This window comes from Pseudocitrobacter corydidari, from assembly GCF_021172065.1.
GTDB lineage: Bacteria > Pseudomonadota > Gammaproteobacteria > Enterobacterales > Enterobacteriaceae > Pseudocitrobacter > Pseudocitrobacter corydidari.
Genome location: NZ_CP087880.1, coordinates 2,758,001 through 2,776,304, shown reverse-complemented (window position 1 = coordinate 2,776,304; position 18,304 = coordinate 2,758,001). Strand labels below are relative to the sequence as shown.

The window sequence follows — 18,304 nt, the reverse complement described above, 5'->3', positions numbered from 1 at the left end:
AGAAAAGCGACTCATTCTCATGACTAATCAATAGTTGGTCGTTAATTCGCCATATTTAGCAATTTGTGCTGTTGGTAAATGTTGTGAAAATAGTATTTTTAGGTGTGTAAATCCTAAATGCGCATTTAAATTTCTGAGTGCTAGTTGTAGCGATTAATGTGCTAAACGCAGCGCTTGCTTTTTATAAAAGTGAAGGATGAGAATTTTTCTTCTAAATGGTTTCTTAATGTTATTAATTCAATGTTTTCTTCGTTGTGGCTATGTTGACAGCTTTTTTTGACGATGTGAAACTGGGTCGTCATTTTTATTAACAGGTTAAGTAAGTCGCCGCCTTCTGAGGGGGAGGTTTCGTATTGAACTGAAATAAAAATCTCACCACTCTGGAATGAGTATTAATACTCGTTCTTTCTTATTGTCTTATTTTGATGTGGCGTATTTATAAGATAAATAAGTAAAGGGAATGAATGCATTGCACTGAAATATAACGCTTTTAAGCGTTTTCGGCTTCTGCTCGCCTGTCAAAAGGTCAGTGGACTTGCTGGTATTGCCTGTGAGAGCAACAAAACAAGGAGTAATAATAATGAATAAGATCTACCGCGTTGTCTGGAATTGCACCTTACGTGTTTATCAGGTTTGCTCGGAGCATACTCGGCGACTGGGTAAAACCACATCTGTTCAGCAAGCAGTAACAGTTTCACCGGGATACGCTGCGCTGAGCGTTAAATCTTTTCGTCCTCTGTCACTGCTGGTCATGCTGGCGCTATCCGGCACAGTGCAGGCTGAAGTTCTCACGATCGATAATGGCGATAGTCACACCTATAGCGATGCCCTGACGGTTGAACGTGTGGTTGTCGGAAGTAATAGCGCCGGGACAATGACCATTAATGATAACGGTGCCATAACCAGTATTAACGGCTCTTCTACTATTGGGGCAAATGCCAATGCAGTTGGCACAGCGACGGTAACTGGCTCAGGTATCTGGGAGCTGGGGCAGAATGAGTTTTCCATTGGTAATAGCGGCACCGGAACGTTGAATATCCTTAACGGCGGCACGGTAAGCGCAGGCCGAACTATCCTGGGATATCGTGACGGAGGGAATGGAACCTTAAACGTTAATGGAAAGGGCTCCCAACTTAATACCGAAGCGATGATTATTGGTTGGCAAGGCAACGCCATGATGAATATTCGTAATGAGGGAAATATAACCTCTGCGCAGAATGTCATTATTGCGTCTGAGGCTGACGTCACGGCGCTGGTTACCGTGACGGATAGCGGCAGCTGGAATCTGATTAACGATGCGAGTCAATTACAAAGCCTGAATATTGGTTATAACGGTACGGCGAATCTGGATATTCATTCAAACGGCAGCGTTACATCAGGTGTGATGACACTTGGAAGCTTTGAGGATGGCAAGGGCACAGCCACCGTGTCGGGGAGCGGTTCCGTACTCACAACCACCTCCCTGCGCGTCAGTGATTATGGCGAGGGTGAACTGACCATTTCCGATTCCGGCGTTGTCTACAGCAATGGCAACAGCACTATTGCCCGCAGCGCAACGGGAACGGGCACTGTGACGGTGTCAACCGGCGGCGAGTGGGAGGTGCTTAATAACCAGCAGTTATTAGTGGGGGAGCGGGGTTACGGCACGCTCAACATCAACAGCGCAGGGAAGGTCATCGCGGGAAATACCTTCATTGGCTCGCGAGCCGACGCGCAGGGCATCGTTACCGTTGACGGCGAAGAATCGAAAATGACCACCGCCGAACTGGTTGTTGCCGATTCTGGAACAGGCAACCTGTCTATCTCCAACCTTGCCGTCGTGCAGAGCACTGGCGCAAGCGCGATCGGGCTTAATGGCGATTCTGTCGGCGTAGTCAGTGTTACAGAGAACGGTCAGTGGAATCTGACAAATGCTAGCGACAGCGCGCAAACGCTGGTCGTCGGCACTGGCGGCAACGGTACGCTGAACATTGCCAGCGGCGGTAAAGTGGATGCCGGAGACGTCTCGCTGGCGCGCTGGGAAATGGCCACGGGGAAAGTGGATGTCAAAGGCGAAGGCTCCCAACTCAATACCGCTGAAATCATCATCGCCGAGAGAGGCGCTGGAACCCTCAATATCAGTGATGCCGCTGAAGTGAACACGTCCTCGACGGCGACCATCGGCGATGTGGATGACAGTGTCGGCGTCGTGAACGTGGGCACCCAAGGCCAATGGAATGTCGTCTCGGCGGGTAACAGCCCGCAAACCCTGATGATAGGTGATTGGGGGAACGGCACGCTCAATATTGCGAGCGAAGGCACGGTTACCGCAGGCGGTACCACTGTGGGGGTCAATAATACCGGGGTCGGACTGCTGAATGTGAACGGCGCGGGCGCGGTGATGAACTCTGCTGCTTTACGTGTGGGCCATGCGGGGCAGGGAACCCTGAATATCACCGATGCTGGCGTCGTTAATACTGCTTCTACCGGGCAGGTCGCAACCTATTTTGACGGCACAGGCACGGTCAACGTGAATACCAAGGGACAGTGGAACGTCGCGAGTAACTTACAGATAGGTGTAACGGGCAACGGCACGCTCAATATTGCCTCGGGTGGCCAGGTTAACGGCGAAGATGCGATTAGCGTCGGGACTAACGATCGTGCTTTGGGCCGCGTGAATGTGGATGGCGAAGGTTCACTGCTGCGAGGCACCACCATCGATATCGGCGCACACGGCGATGGCGCAGTGACGCTCAGCAATGAAGGCACGCTGGCGTTGACGAATGGAAGCGTCTTGCTGGGTTTGGCTGAAGGAAGCACCGGCTCGCTCAACATCGGCGCGGCGCATGAGGATATCGCGGCGGTCGCCGGGCATCTCACCGGCACCGACAGCGTTGAGTTTGGTGACGGCAACGGTTCGCTGGTCTTTAACCACACCGATGATTCTGCGACGGGCTATGTCTTTAATCCGCTGATCTCAGGCGAGAATGGCGCGGTCATTCAGGACGCGGGTCACACTGTCCTTACCGCTGAAAACAGCTACGGCGGGCGCACGCAGGTGAACGGCGGCACGCTTACCGTGGCCTCGCACTCCAGCACCGGCAACACCGGGCTGGGCAGCAGCGCGGTGAATATTGCCGACGCGGGTACGCTATCGGTGACGGGCGCCAGTGAAGCTTCTGGCGACTACACCCTGAGCAACGCGCTTACCGGCAGCGGCCTGCTGCAGGTTGACCTTGCCAGTGCGGATAACGCCTTTAACTTCGCTGATACCACCGGCAATGCGTATACCGGTACGGCAGAACTCAAAAACAGCACCTTCGATCTTTCTGGCGATAACACTCTGGCGCTGACGCAGGCGACGCTGAAGCTGGATGCGGGTAACACCACCACCGTCGGCGACGGCGTGCAGCAGATTGGCGGCCTGCATCTCAACGGCGGCAAACTGATTTTCAACACTGAAATCCCCGCCAGTACCCAGGCGCAGGGCGCGATTCAGACCGGCATGTTGACGGCGGATACGGGCACGGTACAGGTCACGGTGGCGAACCCGTGGAACGATCCGGGCGCGGCTAACCCGGATACCACGCTGAATCTGCTGGAGCAGGATGACACCAATGTGAGCGTGCTGCTGGTGCATGCGCAGGAGGTGACCGGCTCCGGCGGTGCGCTGACGCTGACGGACCAGAACGGCGACCCGGTGGCGGAAGATGAACGCATCGCCATTGCGCAGAACGGTGATGTGGTGGCGGACGGGGATTACGGTTTCCGCCTGACCACCGCGCCGGGCGATGGCCTGTACGTCAACTACGGCCTGAAGGCGCTGGATATCCATGCCGGGCAGACGCTGGTGCTGGCAGAGCACGCCGGGGCGCAGGGGGCGGCGGCAGATATGTCGGCGGCTATCTCCGGTGAGGGGAATCTTGGCATCAATACCGCCGGGCTGGTGTCGCTGTCGAACGCGAGTAACCGCTACAGCGGCGAAACGCAGGTGCAGGCGGGCACGCTGCGTACCGATGCGGACGGCGCGCTGGGCAACACCTCGGCGCTGGTTATCAGTGACGGTGCTCTTGCCGACCTGAACGGCACCACGCAGACGGCGGGCAGGCTCACCGGAGAAGCAGGCTCCACGCTGGCGCTCAACGGCGGCAGCCTGACGCTGCAGAACGGCGGCACCAGCCAGGGCAGCCTCACCGGGGCGGGTAATCTCGGCGTGGCGGGCGGCGTGCTGACCATTGACGGGGCGAACGCGGGTCTGAGTGCCACCACCACCATCGAAAATGCAGCGGAAGTGGTGCTGAACGATGCGCAGGGCGTGGGTAGCGGCAACGTGATTGATGACGGCACCCTGACGCTGAATGGCGTCACCGGGACGCTGCTCAACAGCCTGAGCGGCGCGGGCATTGTTGACGTGGCGCAGGCCTCGGCTGTGGCGGTGTCCGGCGACAACCAGAGTTTCAGCGGTCAGTTCCGTATCGAGGCGGACAGCGCCATGACGGTCACGGACGCGGCGAACCTCGGTACGGCTGGCGTTACGGATAACGGCCTGCTGACGGTGGCTACCGACAGCAACTGGACGCTGAGCCATGCGGTCTCCGGCAGCGGCAATCTGAATAAACAGGGCAGCGGTACGCTGACGTTAACGGCAGATTCGGCGGCGTATTCCGGCACCACGGACATCGCCGGCGGCGTGCTGGCGCTCGGCGCGGATGCAGACGGCGCAGTGGCGATGGCGAGCCAGCAGGTGAATATCCACGACGGGGCGATGCTCTCGGGCTTCGGCAGCACGGCGGGGGATATGGATATCCGTCAGGGCGGCACGCTGGCGGTGGCGCAGACCACGGTGGGCGGCAACCTGCATAACGGCGGCACGGTGCTGATGAACCAGCCTGGCGCACAGCCGGGCAACCAGTTGGTGGTGAACGGCAACTACACGGGCAATAACGGCCTGATGGCCTTCAATACCGAGCTGGGCGATGACCAGTCGGCCACTGATAAGCTGACGGTGAAGGGCGACACTTCAGGAAATACCCGCGTGCAGGTGAACAACGTCGGCGGCCTGGGGGCGCAGACGACCAACGGTATTGAACTGGTGAACGTGGGCGGCAACTCGGCGGGTAACTTCGCCCTGACCACCGGCACGGTGGAAGCGGGCGCATGGGTGTACACGCTGGCGAAAGGGCAGGGCGATAACGCCGCGAACTGGTATCTGACCAGTAAGTGGAGCGGCGTCACGCCGGCACAGCCGCCGATTGTCGACCCGACCGGGCCATCGGTACTGCGCCCGGAAGCGGGGAGCTACATCAGCAACCTGGCGACGGCCAACAGCTTCTTCACGCACCGTCTGCACGACCGTCTGGGCGAGGCGCAGTACACGGAAGGGCTGCATGACGAGGAGAGCTTCGCGGGCAGCCTGTGGATGCGTCACGTCGGCGGGCATGAACGTTCGCAGGCGGGCGACGGTCAGCTGAAAACGCAGAGCAACCGCTACGTGTTACAGGTGGGCGGGGAAGTGGCGCAGTGGAGCACCAGCGGGCAGGACCGTTTCCACCTGGGCGTGATGGGCGGCTACGCCAACGCGCACAGTAACACCCGCAGCGATCGGGCGGGCTATGACTCTGACGGGCGTATCAGCGGCTACAGCGCCGGGGTGTACGGCACGTGGTACCAGAACGAAGCCGACCGCAGCGGGGCGTACGTGGACAGCTGGCTGCTGTACAGCTGGTTCGACAGCAGCGTGGAAGCGGACAACCGCGAGCGCGACGACTACCGGTCGAAGGGGCTGACGGCCTCGCTGGAAGCGGGGTACACGCTGAAGGCGGGCGAGTTCAGCGGCAGCGCGGGCACGCTGAACAGCTGGTACGTACAGCCGCAGGCGCAGGTGACGTGGATGGGCGTGAAGGACGATGCGCACACCCGTCATGACGGCACGCGTATCCGCAGCGAAGGCGACGGCAACGTGCAGACGCGTCTGGGCGTGAAGACCTTCCTCAACAGTCATAATAAGCTGGATGAAGGGAAAGGCCGCGAGTTCCAGCCGTACGTGGAGGCGAACTGGATTTACAACAGTGAAACCTACGGCGTGCGGATGGACGGGGTACGCGTCAGCCGCGACGGCTCGCGCAACCTGGGCGAAGTGCGCACGGGTGTGGAAGGAAAGCTGAGTCAAAACCTGAGCGTGTGGGGCAACGTGGGCGTGCAGATGGGCGACAAGGGCTACAGCGACACCCAGGGGATGCTGGGGGTGAAATACGGCTGGTAAGGCCGGAAGTACAGAAGGGAGCCATTCGGCTCCCTTCTGTTTTTTGCCTGATGGCGCTTCGCTTATCAGGCCTGCGCGGTCTCTGCAATATATTGCATTTGCATGATGTTGTAGGCCGGGCAAGCGCAGCGCCTCCCGGCAATGTCACCGGGCTAAAAACACCTGCGGCGCATCGCATTCGGGATGCGTCCGTACCTGCACCTCCGCGCCGTACCAGCGCGCCAGCGTCTCCGCCTGTAACACCTCATCAGGCGTGCCCTGCGAAACAATCATTCCGTCATACAGCAGCACAATTCTGTCGGCCCACAGCGCGGCCAGATTTAAATCATGCAGCACCACGCACACGTGAAGATCGCCTTGCCGGGTCAGCCGTTTTAACAACCGCAGCAGATGCTGTTGATGGAACAGATCCAGCGCCGAGGTGGGCTCATCCAAAAACAGCCAGCCGCGTGGCGAATCCTCACTCCACAGCTGCGCGAGCGCTCGCGCCAGCTGTACGCGCTGCTGCTCACCGCCGGAGAGCGACGCATAACGCCGGCCCGCCAGCGGCAGACATTCGGTTAGCTGCATCACCTGCTGAATCACGGCGTTTTCCGGCTGCGGTGTCCACGGTATGCGCCCCATGCCAATCACCGCTTCAACCGGCCAGTCGAAGCCCATCTGCGTTTGCTGAAGCATCACCGCACGCTGGCGTGAAAGCGTGTTAGCCTCCCAGCTCTCCAGCGTTTTTCCAGCCAGCCAGCGCTCACCGCCCGCAGGCGCAAGATACCCGGTCAGCAGGCGCAGTAGCGTCGATTTTCCCGCGCCGTTGGGGCCGATGAGCGTCAACAGTTCACCGCGTTCAAGGCTGAGCGACACATCACGAATGATCAACCGGTTTGCCACGCGGTAGTGGAGATTTTTCACGCTCAGTGAATCAGCCATGTTGCCCTCCGCGACGGAAAATCAGCCATAAAAACCACGGCGCGCCGAGAATACTGGTCAGCAGGCCGACCGGCATCTCCGCAGGTGCCACCAGCGTGCGGGCAAAGGTATCGGCAATCAGCAGCAGTAAAGCGCCCGCGAGAACCGAACCGGGGATAACGGCACGGTGATCGGCGCCGAGCCACATGCGGATTAAATGCGGCACCACCAGGCCGATAAAGCCAATTACACCACTTACTGCCACGGCGGCGGCAACCAGCAGGGCGCTGCATACCAGCAACAGTCGTTGAACCGATTGCACGTCCACGCCGAGATAGTGCGCCTCTTCTTCGCCGAGCTGGAGCAAGTTCAGCGCGGCGGCGAGACGCCAGATAACAAACACGGTGGGCACCATCAGCGAGGCGACTGTCAGCAGCGTTGACCACTGTGCCTGGCCCAGGCTGCCCATCCCCCACAGAGAAAGCTGGCGCAGCTGTGCATCGTTGCTCACCCACGACAGCACGCCGACTGCCGCGCCGCACAGGGCGTTAATGGCGATGCCGACTAACAACAAGCGCGACAGAGAACTGTCGCGCTGGCGACTCAGCAGGAAGATAACCACCGTCGCCGCCAGCGCGCCAAAAAAGGCCGCGAACATGGGTGCGTAAAGCATCATCAGCGGCGGCAGCGTCAGCGGTAATACCACCCACAGCGCCACCGCGAGCGCCGCACCGCTGCTGATACCGAGCAGGCCCGGATCGGCCAGCGGATTGCGGAACAGCCCCTGCATCACGCAGCCCGCCAGCGCCAGCGAGCCGCCGACCACCAGCGCCAGCAGTACGCGCGGCAGGCGAATGGTGAACCAGATTTGCCGCAGCGCGTCATCGCTGTTATTCCACAGCAGGCTGAGCGGCAGGCGCAACGCGCCAAAACCGCTTGCCGCCAGCGTCCCCACCGCCAGCATCAGTGCCAGCGTAATGAGAGAGAGGGTGATCCGCCGTGACATCAGGGCAGCGACTCCGCTTTGGTACGCAACTGCTGAATCGCCTGCGGCGTACGCACGCTAAACCCGAGCAGTGCCATATCGTCTATCGCCAGAACCTGTTTATGCTTCCCGGCAGGCGTTTGCGCCAGCCCCGGCAGCTTCCACAGATTCGCTTCGCCGCCAATCGCCGCTAAACCGTCGGCGGGGATCACCACCAGATCGGCCTGGCTTGCGATCACGCCTTCCTGCGACAGCGGCTGATAGCGGGCAAAGCCCTGCATCGCATTCGTTAACCCGGCCGCGCGAATCGCCGCATCGGCCGCCGTCTGCTGCCCGGCGGCCATCGCGTTCATGCCGCCGTGGTTGAGAATAAACAGCACTTTTTTATCGAGCGGCGTGGTGGGCAGCGCAGCAATGGCCTGACGCACGCTGTTGCGCAGCGTTTCGCCTTCGGCTTCACGGTGCGTGGCTTTGGCGATGACCTGCACTTTTTCGTCAATCACGCTGAGTGAGTTACGGCTCGGCACGCTGATCACCTGCACCTTATTCTGCTCAAGCTGTTTGAGCACCAGCGACGGTTGTGCCTGCTGGCTGGCGAGCACCTGCGTTGGGCGCATCGCCAGAATACCTTCTGCATTGAGCTGGCGCAGATAACCCACATCCGGCAGTTTGGCCGCTTCCGGCGGCCACTGGCTGGTGCTGTCACGCGCGACAAGCGAAGATTGCGCCCCGAGTGCGTAAACAATCTCGGTCACGTCGCCGCCCAGGGCGACGATCTTCTCCTGCGGAGCTGCCAGCGCCGCGACGGGCAGGGCGACCAGCAGAGCGAGCCATTTTTTCATGCTGCCAGCCCTTCCGCCGTGAGTGCATCAATCTGTTTGCGCCACTGTGTCTGTTCCGGCTGGCCTTCGGTTCGCTGACCGTAAAGCTGGGCAATCTGCGTGCCGTCGTGGGCGAAAATTTCCAGGCTGGTGACGTGGCCGTCAGCGGTCGGTTTGCGAGTGACCCAGCTTTCGGCAATATGATCTTCCAGCAAATGCAGCGTGAACGTTGGGTTGAAAATATTCAGCCAGCCTTTCATCGGCACCACTTTTTCCACCACGCCGGTGAAGATTTGCACGCAGCCACGGTTGCCGACAAACACCATAATTTCGTTGGCGTCCTGACGCGCGTTATCGAGAATCTGTGCCAGCGCGCTGTTAGGTACTTTGCAGGCGAGATCGTCGCCGACCAGCGAAAATGCCTGCTGACGCGTCAGGTTGTGGCGCTTCAGCAGAGTGAAGAACTGGTGCACATCGGTCATCGCACGCCACTCGCTATCAACGGTTGCGGCGTCGGCGTGGCTTTCACTGGCGGCTTCTTCTACGGGTTTCAGCACCAGAGTTGCATTGTCGCTAATGACAAAGCGCGCAAGCACATCGGCCCATGCGGTCATGTCGGTGCGCTCGGTGGCGTAGACTTTCAGCAGCGCATCGCCCTGATGGTCAAAGAACTGAATGCTCTGGCGTTCGCCGCGCGCGGTCATCTCTTTGATGTGGAAAACGCTGGCCCACTGGTGCAGGAACAGGCGCAGGTCAAGGGCGCGAGGGTTGAGGATCAGCCCCGCATGGCCGCTCAGGTGCTGGTTAGTGAATTCGCCAACCTGTTCGTGTACCGCGTATTCGTTACGGCAGATGCACTTGGTTTCGCCAACGGCTTCCAGCGCGGCAAGAATGTCGCGCACGTCGCTGGCAAGACGCATCGCGTCATGGCCCACGCGGGCAAAGGTTAACTCTGCCTCGCTGATATTCATTAATGCTGCGATGTCACGCGCGTACTTACCTGGGTTTTGTTCTTTTAGCTCAAGCCAGCGTGTGTAGTGATTCATTGTCTCTTCCTTCCAGATGAAGCCCCGGCGAACCGGGGCGATGTCGTTACCACTGATAACTTACGAAAATTTTCCCGTTGCGCCCGTCCTGCGGAATGCCCTGCGGCGACCAGTACTCTTTATCAAAGGCGTTGCCCAGCACCAGCGTGGTGGTGACGCCTTTCAGTTGTTGCTGGCCTTCATAGCTGACGTAGAAATCGTTAACCGCATAGCCTGGCTGCTTGCTGTAGCTGCTGCTGACGTGGGTGGAACGGTCGGCAAACGTCCCAATCCAGCCGACCGAGAAACCGCTGTGCGCCACCGGAATATTCAGCTTGCTGGTCACCGTGTCCGGGTTGATGCTGGAGATATACTCCCCGGTGTCAGTGTCTTTCCCGCGCGTGCGGTTGTAGGCCACGTCGAGGCTGAACAGGTCCGCGCTATATTTGGTCATCACATCCCAGCCCCAGATTTTGGCGTTTGGCACGTTATAGGACATCGTCGTTGCCGCCGCGAAATCGACCGCCGTAGAGATGTAATCCTTCGCTTTGGTATCAAAGTAGCTGGCTTTGAATTCGAGGGAATCGTTGGCCAGCATCAGGTCGTCGAAGCGCAAACCAAAACCGTACTCCTGCGTTTCGTTGGTCTCCGGGCGCAGGTTCGGGTTCGGTACCCAGTAGTTAGTGTAGAAGCTACCGATGGAGAAGTGCTTCGAGTCGTTGTACATCTCGCCCATCGTTGGCGCGCGGAAGGCCTGGGCGTAAGAGCCGAACAGCATCAGCCAGTCGGTTGGGCTGACGGTCATGCCTGCGCGGGATGACCATTTATCGGCATCCACATCGTCGTAGCCGTCGCTGCTGCCGCGATAGTTGTCATAACGCGTGCCGCCGAGCAGGGTAACAGGCAGGTCGCGAAGGGTGATTTCGTCCTGGATCCAGCCGGAGCTGAAATCGATTTTCGCTTCCGGGAAACCGGTGGTAACGCCGCCGGGTTCCTGCTCCTGGCGATAGTATTCCCCGCCGTAGGTCAGCAGGTGAGAGGCGAATGAGTCGCTGAACAGACGGCTGCGGTTTTCGACTTTGCCGCCTTTAGTGGTTTGCTTGCGGAATTCCCCGGTGTTATCGATGTTCTGTGCGTTAATCCGCGCTTCCGACCAGTAGATTTTTGCGTCGGCGTTCAGCCAGTCGTTGCCCTGCGGCGCAAGTTTATAGGTGAGCTGCGCATCGCGCTGAATGGTGGAACGATCGGTCATCGGGTTGCTGCTGTCAGAGGCTTCACTGCTCTGCGGATTTTTCGGTTCCTGCGATTTGTTATTGTAGTAGCGGAACGATCCGCCTAACGTCTGCGCATCGTCGATTTTCCAGCTACCTTTGGCCAGCATGTTGTTGATCGATTCGTCGTTTGGTGCGGTAAAGCCATCGCTCTGGCGCAGATCGCCCCGATCGCGGCTCGACCAGGAAACGATGCCATCAAGCGTATCCGTGCGGCCAAAGGCGCTGGCCCCCATGCCGATGCTGTGATCGCCCGTCGCCCCGGTGCCAAAGACGCGGTAGCCGCTGTTCTGACCTTCGCGCAGCAGATCTTTGGCGTCTACCGTGTCGTATGATATGACCCCGCCCAGCGCGCCGCTGCCGTACAGCAGCGCCGACGGGCCGCGTACCACTTCGATACGTTTGATTAGCATCGGGTCAAGAAAAGTGCTGTTGAGGTGGCCGGTATCGGTGCCCTGGCGCACGCCATCCACCAGAATCAGCACGCCGCGGCGGTCGTAGCCGCGCATGTTGACGTCCTGACCGTTGGTGCGGCCTGTGCCGTCGAGCGTAATCCCCGGCACGCTGCGCAGCAGGTCAGCCGCGGAACTGGCGGTTTGATTTTCAGGCTCGGCGGTATCGATGACGCTAACCATCATGGGCGCTTCAAATGCGCTGCGGGCGTTACCGGTGGCGGTGACGGTCATTGTTTCGCCGGCGGCGAAGGCGGTGCCGGGCAGAATACCGGCGATGGTCAGGGCCAGCAGCGTCGGGCGCAGCGGGGCGGATTGCGGGCGTAGCATAACAACTCTCCATAAGGAAAATGAAAAATTGCTGGCTGCCTGGGAGTCACCTGGGTGGCTGGCGAAATAGGATGATTTATTTAGTCAGGATCAATTTGCCGGATTGCGTCTGGCGCAGTTGATAGTGTTGGCCATTGTGCTCAATCAGCACCGAACCCTCGTCGCCGAGCAACAATTTGCTGCTAATCAAGCGTTTCTCGTGCGAAGGGTACGGCGAGGCGCTGTGCTTTATCCGGTCTTCTTCTGTGTTATTCATACCAGGCGCGTTCCGTTATGAAAATGATAACTAAGTCGATAACGATAATCATTATCGTTATGTGTTGATTTGTATCAAGCACTTTTTTACGAAAAACAGTGGCTGGATCAATTTTTTACATTTGACGCTGCTATGTTCTTCAGGGAGGTGGTCGGTCAGATCGTCCTTCTTCTTTCCGCCCGGTGAGGACAATTATGCGCAAAAGGTCCATCATCCGCTTTATCTGTCAGAATAAACTAAGGGAATATTACAAATAATTGTAATATTCGTTGTTCATTTAAATGTCTGTTTCTTTACTCATATCATATTCAATTAACGTCCACTTAACAGGTGCGCCCTGATAATAAGGCATCATCTCTCCTTTTTTTAAATTAACAATGGCAGAGATCGCCGTGCTGGAGAGTTGCCAGTAACCGCTTTGCGGGCTGTACTGACCGCTGTTTCGCAAAATGCCTAGTGGCTTCCTTTTTGTATCATCTTGTTGAAGTGTAGAGGAAAGTACTGAGAGTGTGTAATTGCTGCTATCAATTTTCATAACATAACGTTCCAACTATGAATACATACAATTAATAAGCGGCAAGCTGGACTGATGACTTAAATGATGACGTGCGTTATTTGTTTTTTGAATTAATTTGTGTGACTTATTGCAAATAAAAGCAGTATTCGCCAAAATGGCCGACAGTTTTGGTTAAAGAATATTCAAAATGATTTGTCGTCTGATTAATTGCTTACTGTTAAGCCTCTCGCTTTTCTCTACCAGCACGTTTGCTGTGAACTGCCTGCGCGCATCGACGCCGCTTGAAAATACCATTTGCAGCAACGACAACCTGCACTGGCTCGACAGCACAATGAGCGTGATTTATCGTACGATGCTGGTACACGGCGATACCAGGGATGTCCAGAAACGGTATACACAGTGGGAAGATTCTCTGGAAAACTGCACCACAGACGCCTGTATCGAGCGTGCCTACTATGAAGGTATTAGTACCGTTTCTGATGTAGCAGAAGATTTTGACTGGGAAGGGCGCTGGTGGAACACCAGTGTCTCCAACATGAGTGGTGGTACTATCCAGTTCAGCCGGAGCGCAGAATGGTCGGTTACGACGGATATTCGCGTGTGGTCCGGACTGAATAAAGATGAATTTACTGCAGAAGCCCGCAAGGTTAATGGAATGGCCCTTGTCGAGCGTATCGCAGACACCAGCAACTGCCGTCTGCTGTTTATTCCACGTAAAAGTGGTGCGCTTCAGGTATTCAGTAATGCAGACTGGAGCTGTGGTCTTTCCATGCCGAGCGGCGCGTTTATTGACGGGCGTTATATACGTGCCGACAGCGATCCGCGTCCAAAAGCGACGCTGTTATCGCTGGCGATTTTTGCCGATCCTAAGATGGACGAGCGTTTCCGAACGCTGGTTGGCGAGGATTATCAGCAGTTTGTCGATACGGCGAATGTGTACATCTATCAGGAAGATATCGATAACATTGGCGCGACAGTGGTCTCAATGTGGGTACGAGGTGCGGCAAACCGTCAGACGGCGATTGTGATGTATACCAAAAGCGATATCTGGGCGGCGCGAGTTGCGCCGGATAAAGACGGTAAGCTGGTACTGAAATATTTCAGTACCAAAGGAAATGACCTGCGTACCATGACCCGCACGATTGCCGGGTGGAAATTGCGGTTTATGGATAAATAGATTGTGTTCCGGCGCGGATGTCGTTGGGTAGCGCTGTGCTTACCCAACCGACACTTATCCCAATGTTCCCACCACATTCAAATCTGCATCGTCAGGCACTTCATTGTACGAAAGCACATGCAGCCCGCTGGCAAAAAGTCGTCCATAGCGCGAAATTACCGGGCGCAACTGCGGTGTCACCAGCAGCAGTGGTGGCAGACTTTTTGCCTTCATCTGCTGGTAGATCATCGGCATCGTATTCTGCAATTGCGTCAGAATATTGGGATCAACCGGGAAGCTATCGAGCGCCACTTTTCCGGCCTGCTGTGCCTGATTAAGCGCGCCGAGTAGCATATTCTCCAGTTGATTATCAATGGTATACGCCACAAGTTGCGGGCGATCGCCATTGATATTGTGGACAATGGCCCGGCGTAGAGCAAAGCGCACATCGGATGTCAGCAGGATCGGATCTTTCGTCACCGCCGCACTTTCCAGCAGCGTTGAAGCGATAGTGACGATATCCTTCAGCGACACCTGCTCCAGCAGTAACTGACGGTATATACGTAACAACTGGCTGTAGTTGAGCGCCGCATTCAAATCTTCCGCCAGCTTCGGAGCCTGTTGTGACAGGCGGGTGTGGAGATGAGTGATATCATCGTAATTAAACAGATCGGGCAGGTGTTCGCGGGCGATTTTATTGACATGCGTGGCCACTACGCTTGCGCAATCCACCACCTGATACCCCAGATTTAACGCTTTGGCCTTTTGTTCCGTATCAATCCACACAATCGCCATCCCGTATGCTGGGTCAATGTCCAGCACGCCATCGATCTCTCCATAGAGTTCCGCCCCCGGGATAGCCATCAGCTTGTCGGCATGGACTTCGCCCAGCGCGGTACGAATACCGTTGATGTGAATGGCGTACTGCGCCGGTTTCAGGCGGAAGTTTTCGCGCACACGGATTTCAGGGAGCAGGACCCCGCAGTGTTCGGAAATAACCTGCCGCACACCGCGTATACGTTGCGACAGTGGACTTCCTTTAGTGTCATCCACCATGCTGACCAGTTTGTATCCCAGGTTGAGGCCAATGGGCTCAACCAGCGGAATACTGTCCCAACTTATCGTTTGTGTCTCATCCGGTATCAGCGCATCTGAAAGTGCATCCATTTCGCTTTCGGGCTGTGCGGGTTGAACCACTTTACTCTGTCGCCAGGCGGCAAACAGCAGCAGCGCTGTAAAGCTCAGGAAGGCGATATGGGGCATTCCCGGCACGATTGCGAGCACGAACATCACAAAGGCGGCGGTATACAGCACCTTAGGTTTTGACAGCAACTGGGTCTTAATTTCGTCGCTGACGTCGTTCCCTTCGCTTACGCGGGTAACGATTATGGCTGCGGCTGTCGCCAGCAGCAGGGAGGGGATCTGCGCAACAAGGCCATCACCAATGGTCAGCAGAACGTACTGACGAAACGCATGACCGGCATCCAGATCGTATTTAAAGATACCGATGCAGATTCCGCCTATCACGTTGATGATAAGGACCATGATCCCGGCAATTGCATCTCCGCGCACGAACTTAGACGCACCGTCCATTGAACCGTAGAAATCAGCCTCTTTCGAGACCTCCTGACGGCGGGTGCGTGCCTGCTGCTGATTAATCAACCCGGCATTCAGATCCGCGTCGATCGCCATCTGTTTACCTGGCAGAGCATCGAGAGTAAAGCGCGCGGAAACTTCAGAAATACGCTCGGCGCCTTTGGTCACGACCACAAAGTTGATGATCATCAGAATGATAAACACCACGAAGCCGACCACGAAATCACCGCCAATCACCACCTGGCCAAAGGCTTCAATCACCTTACCGGCGGCCCCTTCACCTTCATGACCGTGCAGCAGCACTACACGCGTTGAGGCAACGTTCAGGGTCAAACGCATCAATGTCGTGATAAGCAGCAGCGTCGGGAAGATAGCGAAATCCAGCGGACGCTGCATATTGACTGACACCAGCAACACAATGACCGCAAGGACAATGTTGAAGGTGAAGAAGATGTCCAGCATCAGCGGCGACAGAGGCAGTATAACCATTGCCAGCACGCAAAGAAGCAGGATCGGTACGCCGATGTGCCCCTGACGGAGCACCCCGAGCGCATTGCGCAATTTACTGTTCGCCATTGGCTTTTACTATCTCCTGAGGAATGATTATCTGCCTGTTCAGATGGGGTTTTTGCTCAACGTTACCTGCCCGCCAGGACTTCAGTTGCATGACGTACGTCAGAACGTGGGCGATGGCACGGAATAACGGGGCCGGGATCTGTTGGTTTACGCGCGTGGTGTAATACACCGCGCGTGCCAGCGGTGGAAACTCCACCACTTCAATATGGTTTGCGCTACCGACTTCACGTATCCACAGCGCCACGTCGTCAATCCCTTTGGCGACGATGTAGGGCGCTTCAGCTTTCTGCGGATCATATTTCAGCGCCACCGCGTAGTGAGTCGGGTTGGTGATGATCACATCTGCCGTCGGAACGGTGCGGCTGATTTGCCCCATGGCCATCTGTCGCTGGAGCTGGCGGATGCGGCCTTTAATCTGCGGGTTACCGTCGTTGTTTTTATGTTCCTCTTTAACTTCCTGCTTAGTCATGCGCATTTTTCGGGTGAACATGAATTTACTGAGCGGAACATCAAGCAATGAAAATACGACGATAACGGCGACGAACCAGGTGACAACGTGGCGGAAAATGTCAAAACCCTGGGTAATCGCCTGTCGCAAATAAAGACGTTGCAGATACAGCAGTTCGTGCATGGAGTCATGCACCATTGTGTAGATAACGGCCAGAATAATGCCACATTTGAGCAGCATCTTGCCGACATCCGTATAGTGACTGGCGGATAAAATACGCTTAAGGCCGCTAATGGGCGACAGCTTTTTAAAGTCTGGTTTGAGCTTGTTCGGTGTAAAAATCCACCCGCCAGGGATCAGGCTGGCAATAATGCAGGCGACAGGAATGGGCGTCAGCGTGGCAATAAAGCGCAGTAGTATCCAGACATTCAGCAGCAGAAACTGATTAATCGCCCCAGGATCGTCAATTTTCGCACCCATTTCACCCACGGCGGTAAATGACTCGCCGATCAATTTCTGGTAGTAAGGCAAAAAGGTGGCAAGCGTGAAAAAGGACGTCACCAGACCCACCGCCATGGTGAGATCTTTCGAACGGGGAATATCGCCCTTTTCGCGCGCTTTTCGCAGCTTCCCCGGTGTGGGTTTTTCGCTTTTATCGCCACTGGAAGAAGACATTAATGCACCCTCACAGCGTCGAGTTTCGCCAGAATTTCATTGGTCAGGTTCAGATAGTGATCGGGAATATTGCTGACCAACATCGAAATACACAGCAGCCCAAACAGCATGCTGATAGGGAAGCCCAGAGAAAACAGGTTAAGTGTGGGAGACACGCGGTTGAGCAGCCCGAAACCGCCCTGAACAATCAGCATCACGAATGTTGTGGGCAGGGCAATAAGCGTTGCGGAGGCCATTATCCAGCCCAGCCCCTGAGCGATAAGCGCGAGCGTGGGCTGATTGATAGCCTGACCAATAGGCCAGTAGCTGAAGCCCTTAAACAGAATCGTCACCAGCAGCAAATGCCCGTCCATAATGAAAAACAGCAGGCCGCAGAAAATATAGATAATCTGCGAAATGACGGTGGTGGAGTTGCCATTAATGGGGTCATTCATCATGGCCATGCCCAGCCCCATATTCATCGACAGAATGTGCCCGGCAGTTTGCAGGGTGACGAACACCAGTTGGAGCGCGCTGGCAAACAGAATGCCCCACAGCACCTGTTCACCAATCAGCAGAATGCTTCGCATCGACAGCAGTTCGCTGAGCACGACATTGTTGGGCAGCATTGGCGTGATAATCACCGACAACGCAAGCGCGGTGGCTATCTTAACCCGGCGGGAAAACGCTTTGTTATCCAGTACTGGCGCAAACTGGATAAACGCCAGGATGCGAATAAACGGTAACACGAGGGCAATTAACGGCGTCAATAGCGTCTGAATATCGATTCCCATCGCGGTTTAGCCTACCAGCCCCGCCGCCTGATGGAAGATCTGCGTGGTGAAGTCTACCAGCTGTGTCAGCATCCATTTCCCGGCAAAAATCAGCACGCCCAGCGTCACGACCAGACGCGGCAAAAAGCTCAGCGTCTGTTCGTTAATCTGGGTGGTTGCCTGGAAAATACTGACACACAGCCCGACAATCAGGCTGGGAACAATCGCCACGGCGGAAATGAGCAGCACCAGATGAATGCCTGAGGCCATAATGTCTCCGGCGGTGTCCATATTCATCAT

13 protein-coding genes are annotated in these 18,304 nt (G+C 56.4%); 2 read left to right on the top strand and 11 right to left on the bottom strand.

Annotated elements, in window-relative coordinates; all coding sequences use genetic code 11:
• The first annotated feature begins 580 nt into the window (after positions 1-580).
• Positions 581-6,241 carry an autotransporter outer membrane beta-barrel domain-containing protein gene (locus tag G163CM_RS12890; protein ID WP_231825237.1) on the top strand — a complete coding sequence of 1,887 codons (5,661 nt, stop codon included), beginning with the start codon at positions 581-583 and terminating at the stop codon, positions 6,239-6,241.
• A 144-nt stretch (positions 6,242-6,385) separates the two neighbouring features.
• Here G163CM_RS12890 and G163CM_RS12885 read toward each other — a convergent pair whose 3' ends face one another.
• From G163CM_RS12885 to G163CM_RS12855, 7 genes are all read right to left on the bottom strand, one after another.
• Positions 6,386-7,147: a heme ABC transporter ATP-binding protein gene (locus G163CM_RS12885; RefSeq protein ID WP_420851444.1), complete on the bottom strand. Its 762-nt coding sequence runs from the start codon at positions 7,145-7,147 to the stop codon at positions 6,386-6,388.
• Between the two features lie 10 nt (positions 7,148-7,157).
• Positions 7,158-8,150 (bottom strand): FecCD family ABC transporter permease, encoded by a 993-nt coding sequence (locus tag G163CM_RS12880; RefSeq protein WP_231825235.1) that lies wholly within the window; start codon positions 8,148-8,150, stop codon positions 7,158-7,160.
• Positions 8,150-8,971, bottom strand: a complete 822-nt coding sequence (locus tag G163CM_RS12875; protein WP_231825234.1) for a heme/hemin ABC transporter substrate-binding protein — start codon at positions 8,969-8,971, stop codon at positions 8,150-8,152. The genes G163CM_RS12880 and G163CM_RS12875 overlap by 1 nt, the downstream gene beginning before the upstream one ends.
• Entirely contained in the window at positions 8,968-9,996 is a 1,029-nt protein-coding gene (chuS, locus tag G163CM_RS12870; protein ID WP_231825233.1) for a hemin-degrading factor, read from the bottom strand. Before chuS ends, G163CM_RS12875 begins: the two co-directional genes overlap by 4 nt.
• 46 nt (positions 9,997-10,042) lie before the next feature.
• Positions 10,043-12,028 carry a TonB-dependent hemoglobin/transferrin/lactoferrin family receptor gene (locus tag G163CM_RS12865; RefSeq protein WP_015965683.1) on the bottom strand — a complete coding sequence of 662 codons (1,986 nt, stop codon included), beginning with the start codon at positions 12,026-12,028 and terminating at the stop codon, positions 10,043-10,045.
• Between the two features lie 76 nt (positions 12,029-12,104).
• On the bottom strand, positions 12,105-12,284 hold the full coding sequence (gene hemP / locus G163CM_RS12860; RefSeq protein WP_015965682.1) for a hemin uptake protein HemP: 180 nt from the start codon (positions 12,282-12,284) through the stop codon (positions 12,105-12,107).
• A gap of 277 nt (positions 12,285-12,561) precedes the next feature.
• On the bottom strand, positions 12,562-12,819 hold the full coding sequence (locus G163CM_RS12855) for a hypothetical protein (RefSeq protein ID WP_231825232.1): 258 nt from the start codon (positions 12,817-12,819) through the stop codon (positions 12,562-12,564).
• Between the two features lie 169 nt (positions 12,820-12,988).
• On the opposite strand from G163CM_RS12855, the gene G163CM_RS12850 reads away from it, so the two are divergent.
• Positions 12,989-13,978: a lysozyme inhibitor LprI family protein gene (locus G163CM_RS12850; protein WP_231825231.1), complete on the top strand. Its 990-nt coding sequence runs from the start codon at positions 12,989-12,991 to the stop codon at positions 13,976-13,978.
• A gap of 54 nt (positions 13,979-14,032) precedes the next feature.
• Here G163CM_RS12850 and G163CM_RS12845 read toward each other — a convergent pair whose 3' ends face one another.
• The 4 genes from G163CM_RS12845 to fliQ are packed head-to-tail and all read right to left on the bottom strand — an operon-like array spanning position 14,033 to position 18,304.
• Complete coding sequence (locus tag G163CM_RS12845) at positions 14,033-16,129, bottom strand: flagellar biosynthesis protein FlhA (protein WP_231825230.1); 2,097 nt, start codon at positions 16,127-16,129, stop codon at positions 14,033-14,035.
• The gene (flhB, locus tag G163CM_RS12840; RefSeq protein WP_231825229.1) at positions 16,116-17,252 is read right to left on the bottom strand and encodes a flagellar biosynthesis protein FlhB; all 1,137 of its coding nucleotides are present in this window, start codon (positions 17,250-17,252) and stop codon (positions 16,116-16,118) included. The genes G163CM_RS12845 and flhB overlap by 14 nt, the downstream gene beginning before the upstream one ends.
• A complete protein-coding gene (fliR, locus tag G163CM_RS12835) occupies positions 17,252-18,025 on the bottom strand; it encodes a flagellar biosynthetic protein FliR (RefSeq protein WP_231825228.1) in 774 nt (257 codons plus the stop codon). Before fliR ends, flhB begins: the two co-directional genes overlap by 1 nt.
• A 6-nt stretch (positions 18,026-18,031) precedes the next feature.
• Positions 18,032-18,304, bottom strand: a complete 273-nt coding sequence (gene fliQ / locus G163CM_RS12830) for a flagellar biosynthesis protein FliQ (protein ID WP_042289150.1) — start codon at positions 18,302-18,304, stop codon at positions 18,032-18,034.

Excerpts from the sequence above, each read along its gene's own strand:
- G163CM_RS12890 (WP_231825237.1), top strand. The coding sequence starts at position 581 with ATGAATAAGATCTACCGCGTTGTCTGGAATTGCACCTTACGTGTTTAT.
- G163CM_RS12880 (WP_231825235.1), bottom strand. The coding sequence starts at position 8,150 with ATGTCACGGCGGATCACCCTCTCTCTCATTACGCTGGCACTGATGCTG.
- G163CM_RS12875 (WP_231825234.1), bottom strand. The coding sequence starts at position 8,971 with ATGAAAAAATGGCTCGCTCTGCTGGTCGCCCTGCCCGTCGCGGCGCTG.
- chuS (WP_231825233.1), bottom strand. The coding sequence starts at position 9,996 with ATGAATCACTACACACGCTGGCTTGAGCTAAAAGAACAAAACCCAGGT.
- G163CM_RS12865 (WP_015965683.1), bottom strand. The coding sequence starts at position 12,028 with ATGCTACGCCCGCAATCCGCCCCGCTGCGCCCGACGCTGCTGGCCCTG.
- hemP (WP_015965682.1), bottom strand. The coding sequence starts at position 12,284 with ATGAATAACACAGAAGAAGACCGGATAAAGCACAGCGCCTCGCCGTAC.
- G163CM_RS12855 (WP_231825232.1), bottom strand. The coding sequence starts at position 12,819 with ATGAAAATTGATAGCAGCAATTACACACTCTCAGTACTTTCCTCTACA.
- G163CM_RS12850 (WP_231825231.1), top strand. The coding sequence starts at position 12,989 with ATGATTTGTCGTCTGATTAATTGCTTACTGTTAAGCCTCTCGCTTTTC.
- G163CM_RS12845 (WP_231825230.1), bottom strand. The coding sequence starts at position 16,129 with ATGGCGAACAGTAAATTGCGCAATGCGCTCGGGGTGCTCCGTCAGGGG.
- flhB (WP_231825229.1), bottom strand. The coding sequence starts at position 17,252 with ATGTCTTCTTCCAGTGGCGATAAAAGCGAAAAACCCACACCGGGGAAG.
- fliR (WP_231825228.1), bottom strand. The coding sequence starts at position 18,025 with ATGGGAATCGATATTCAGACGCTATTGACGCCGTTAATTGCCCTCGTG.
- fliQ (WP_042289150.1), bottom strand. The coding sequence starts at position 18,304 with ATGATGAATATGGACACCGCCGGAGACATTATGGCCTCAGGCATTCAT.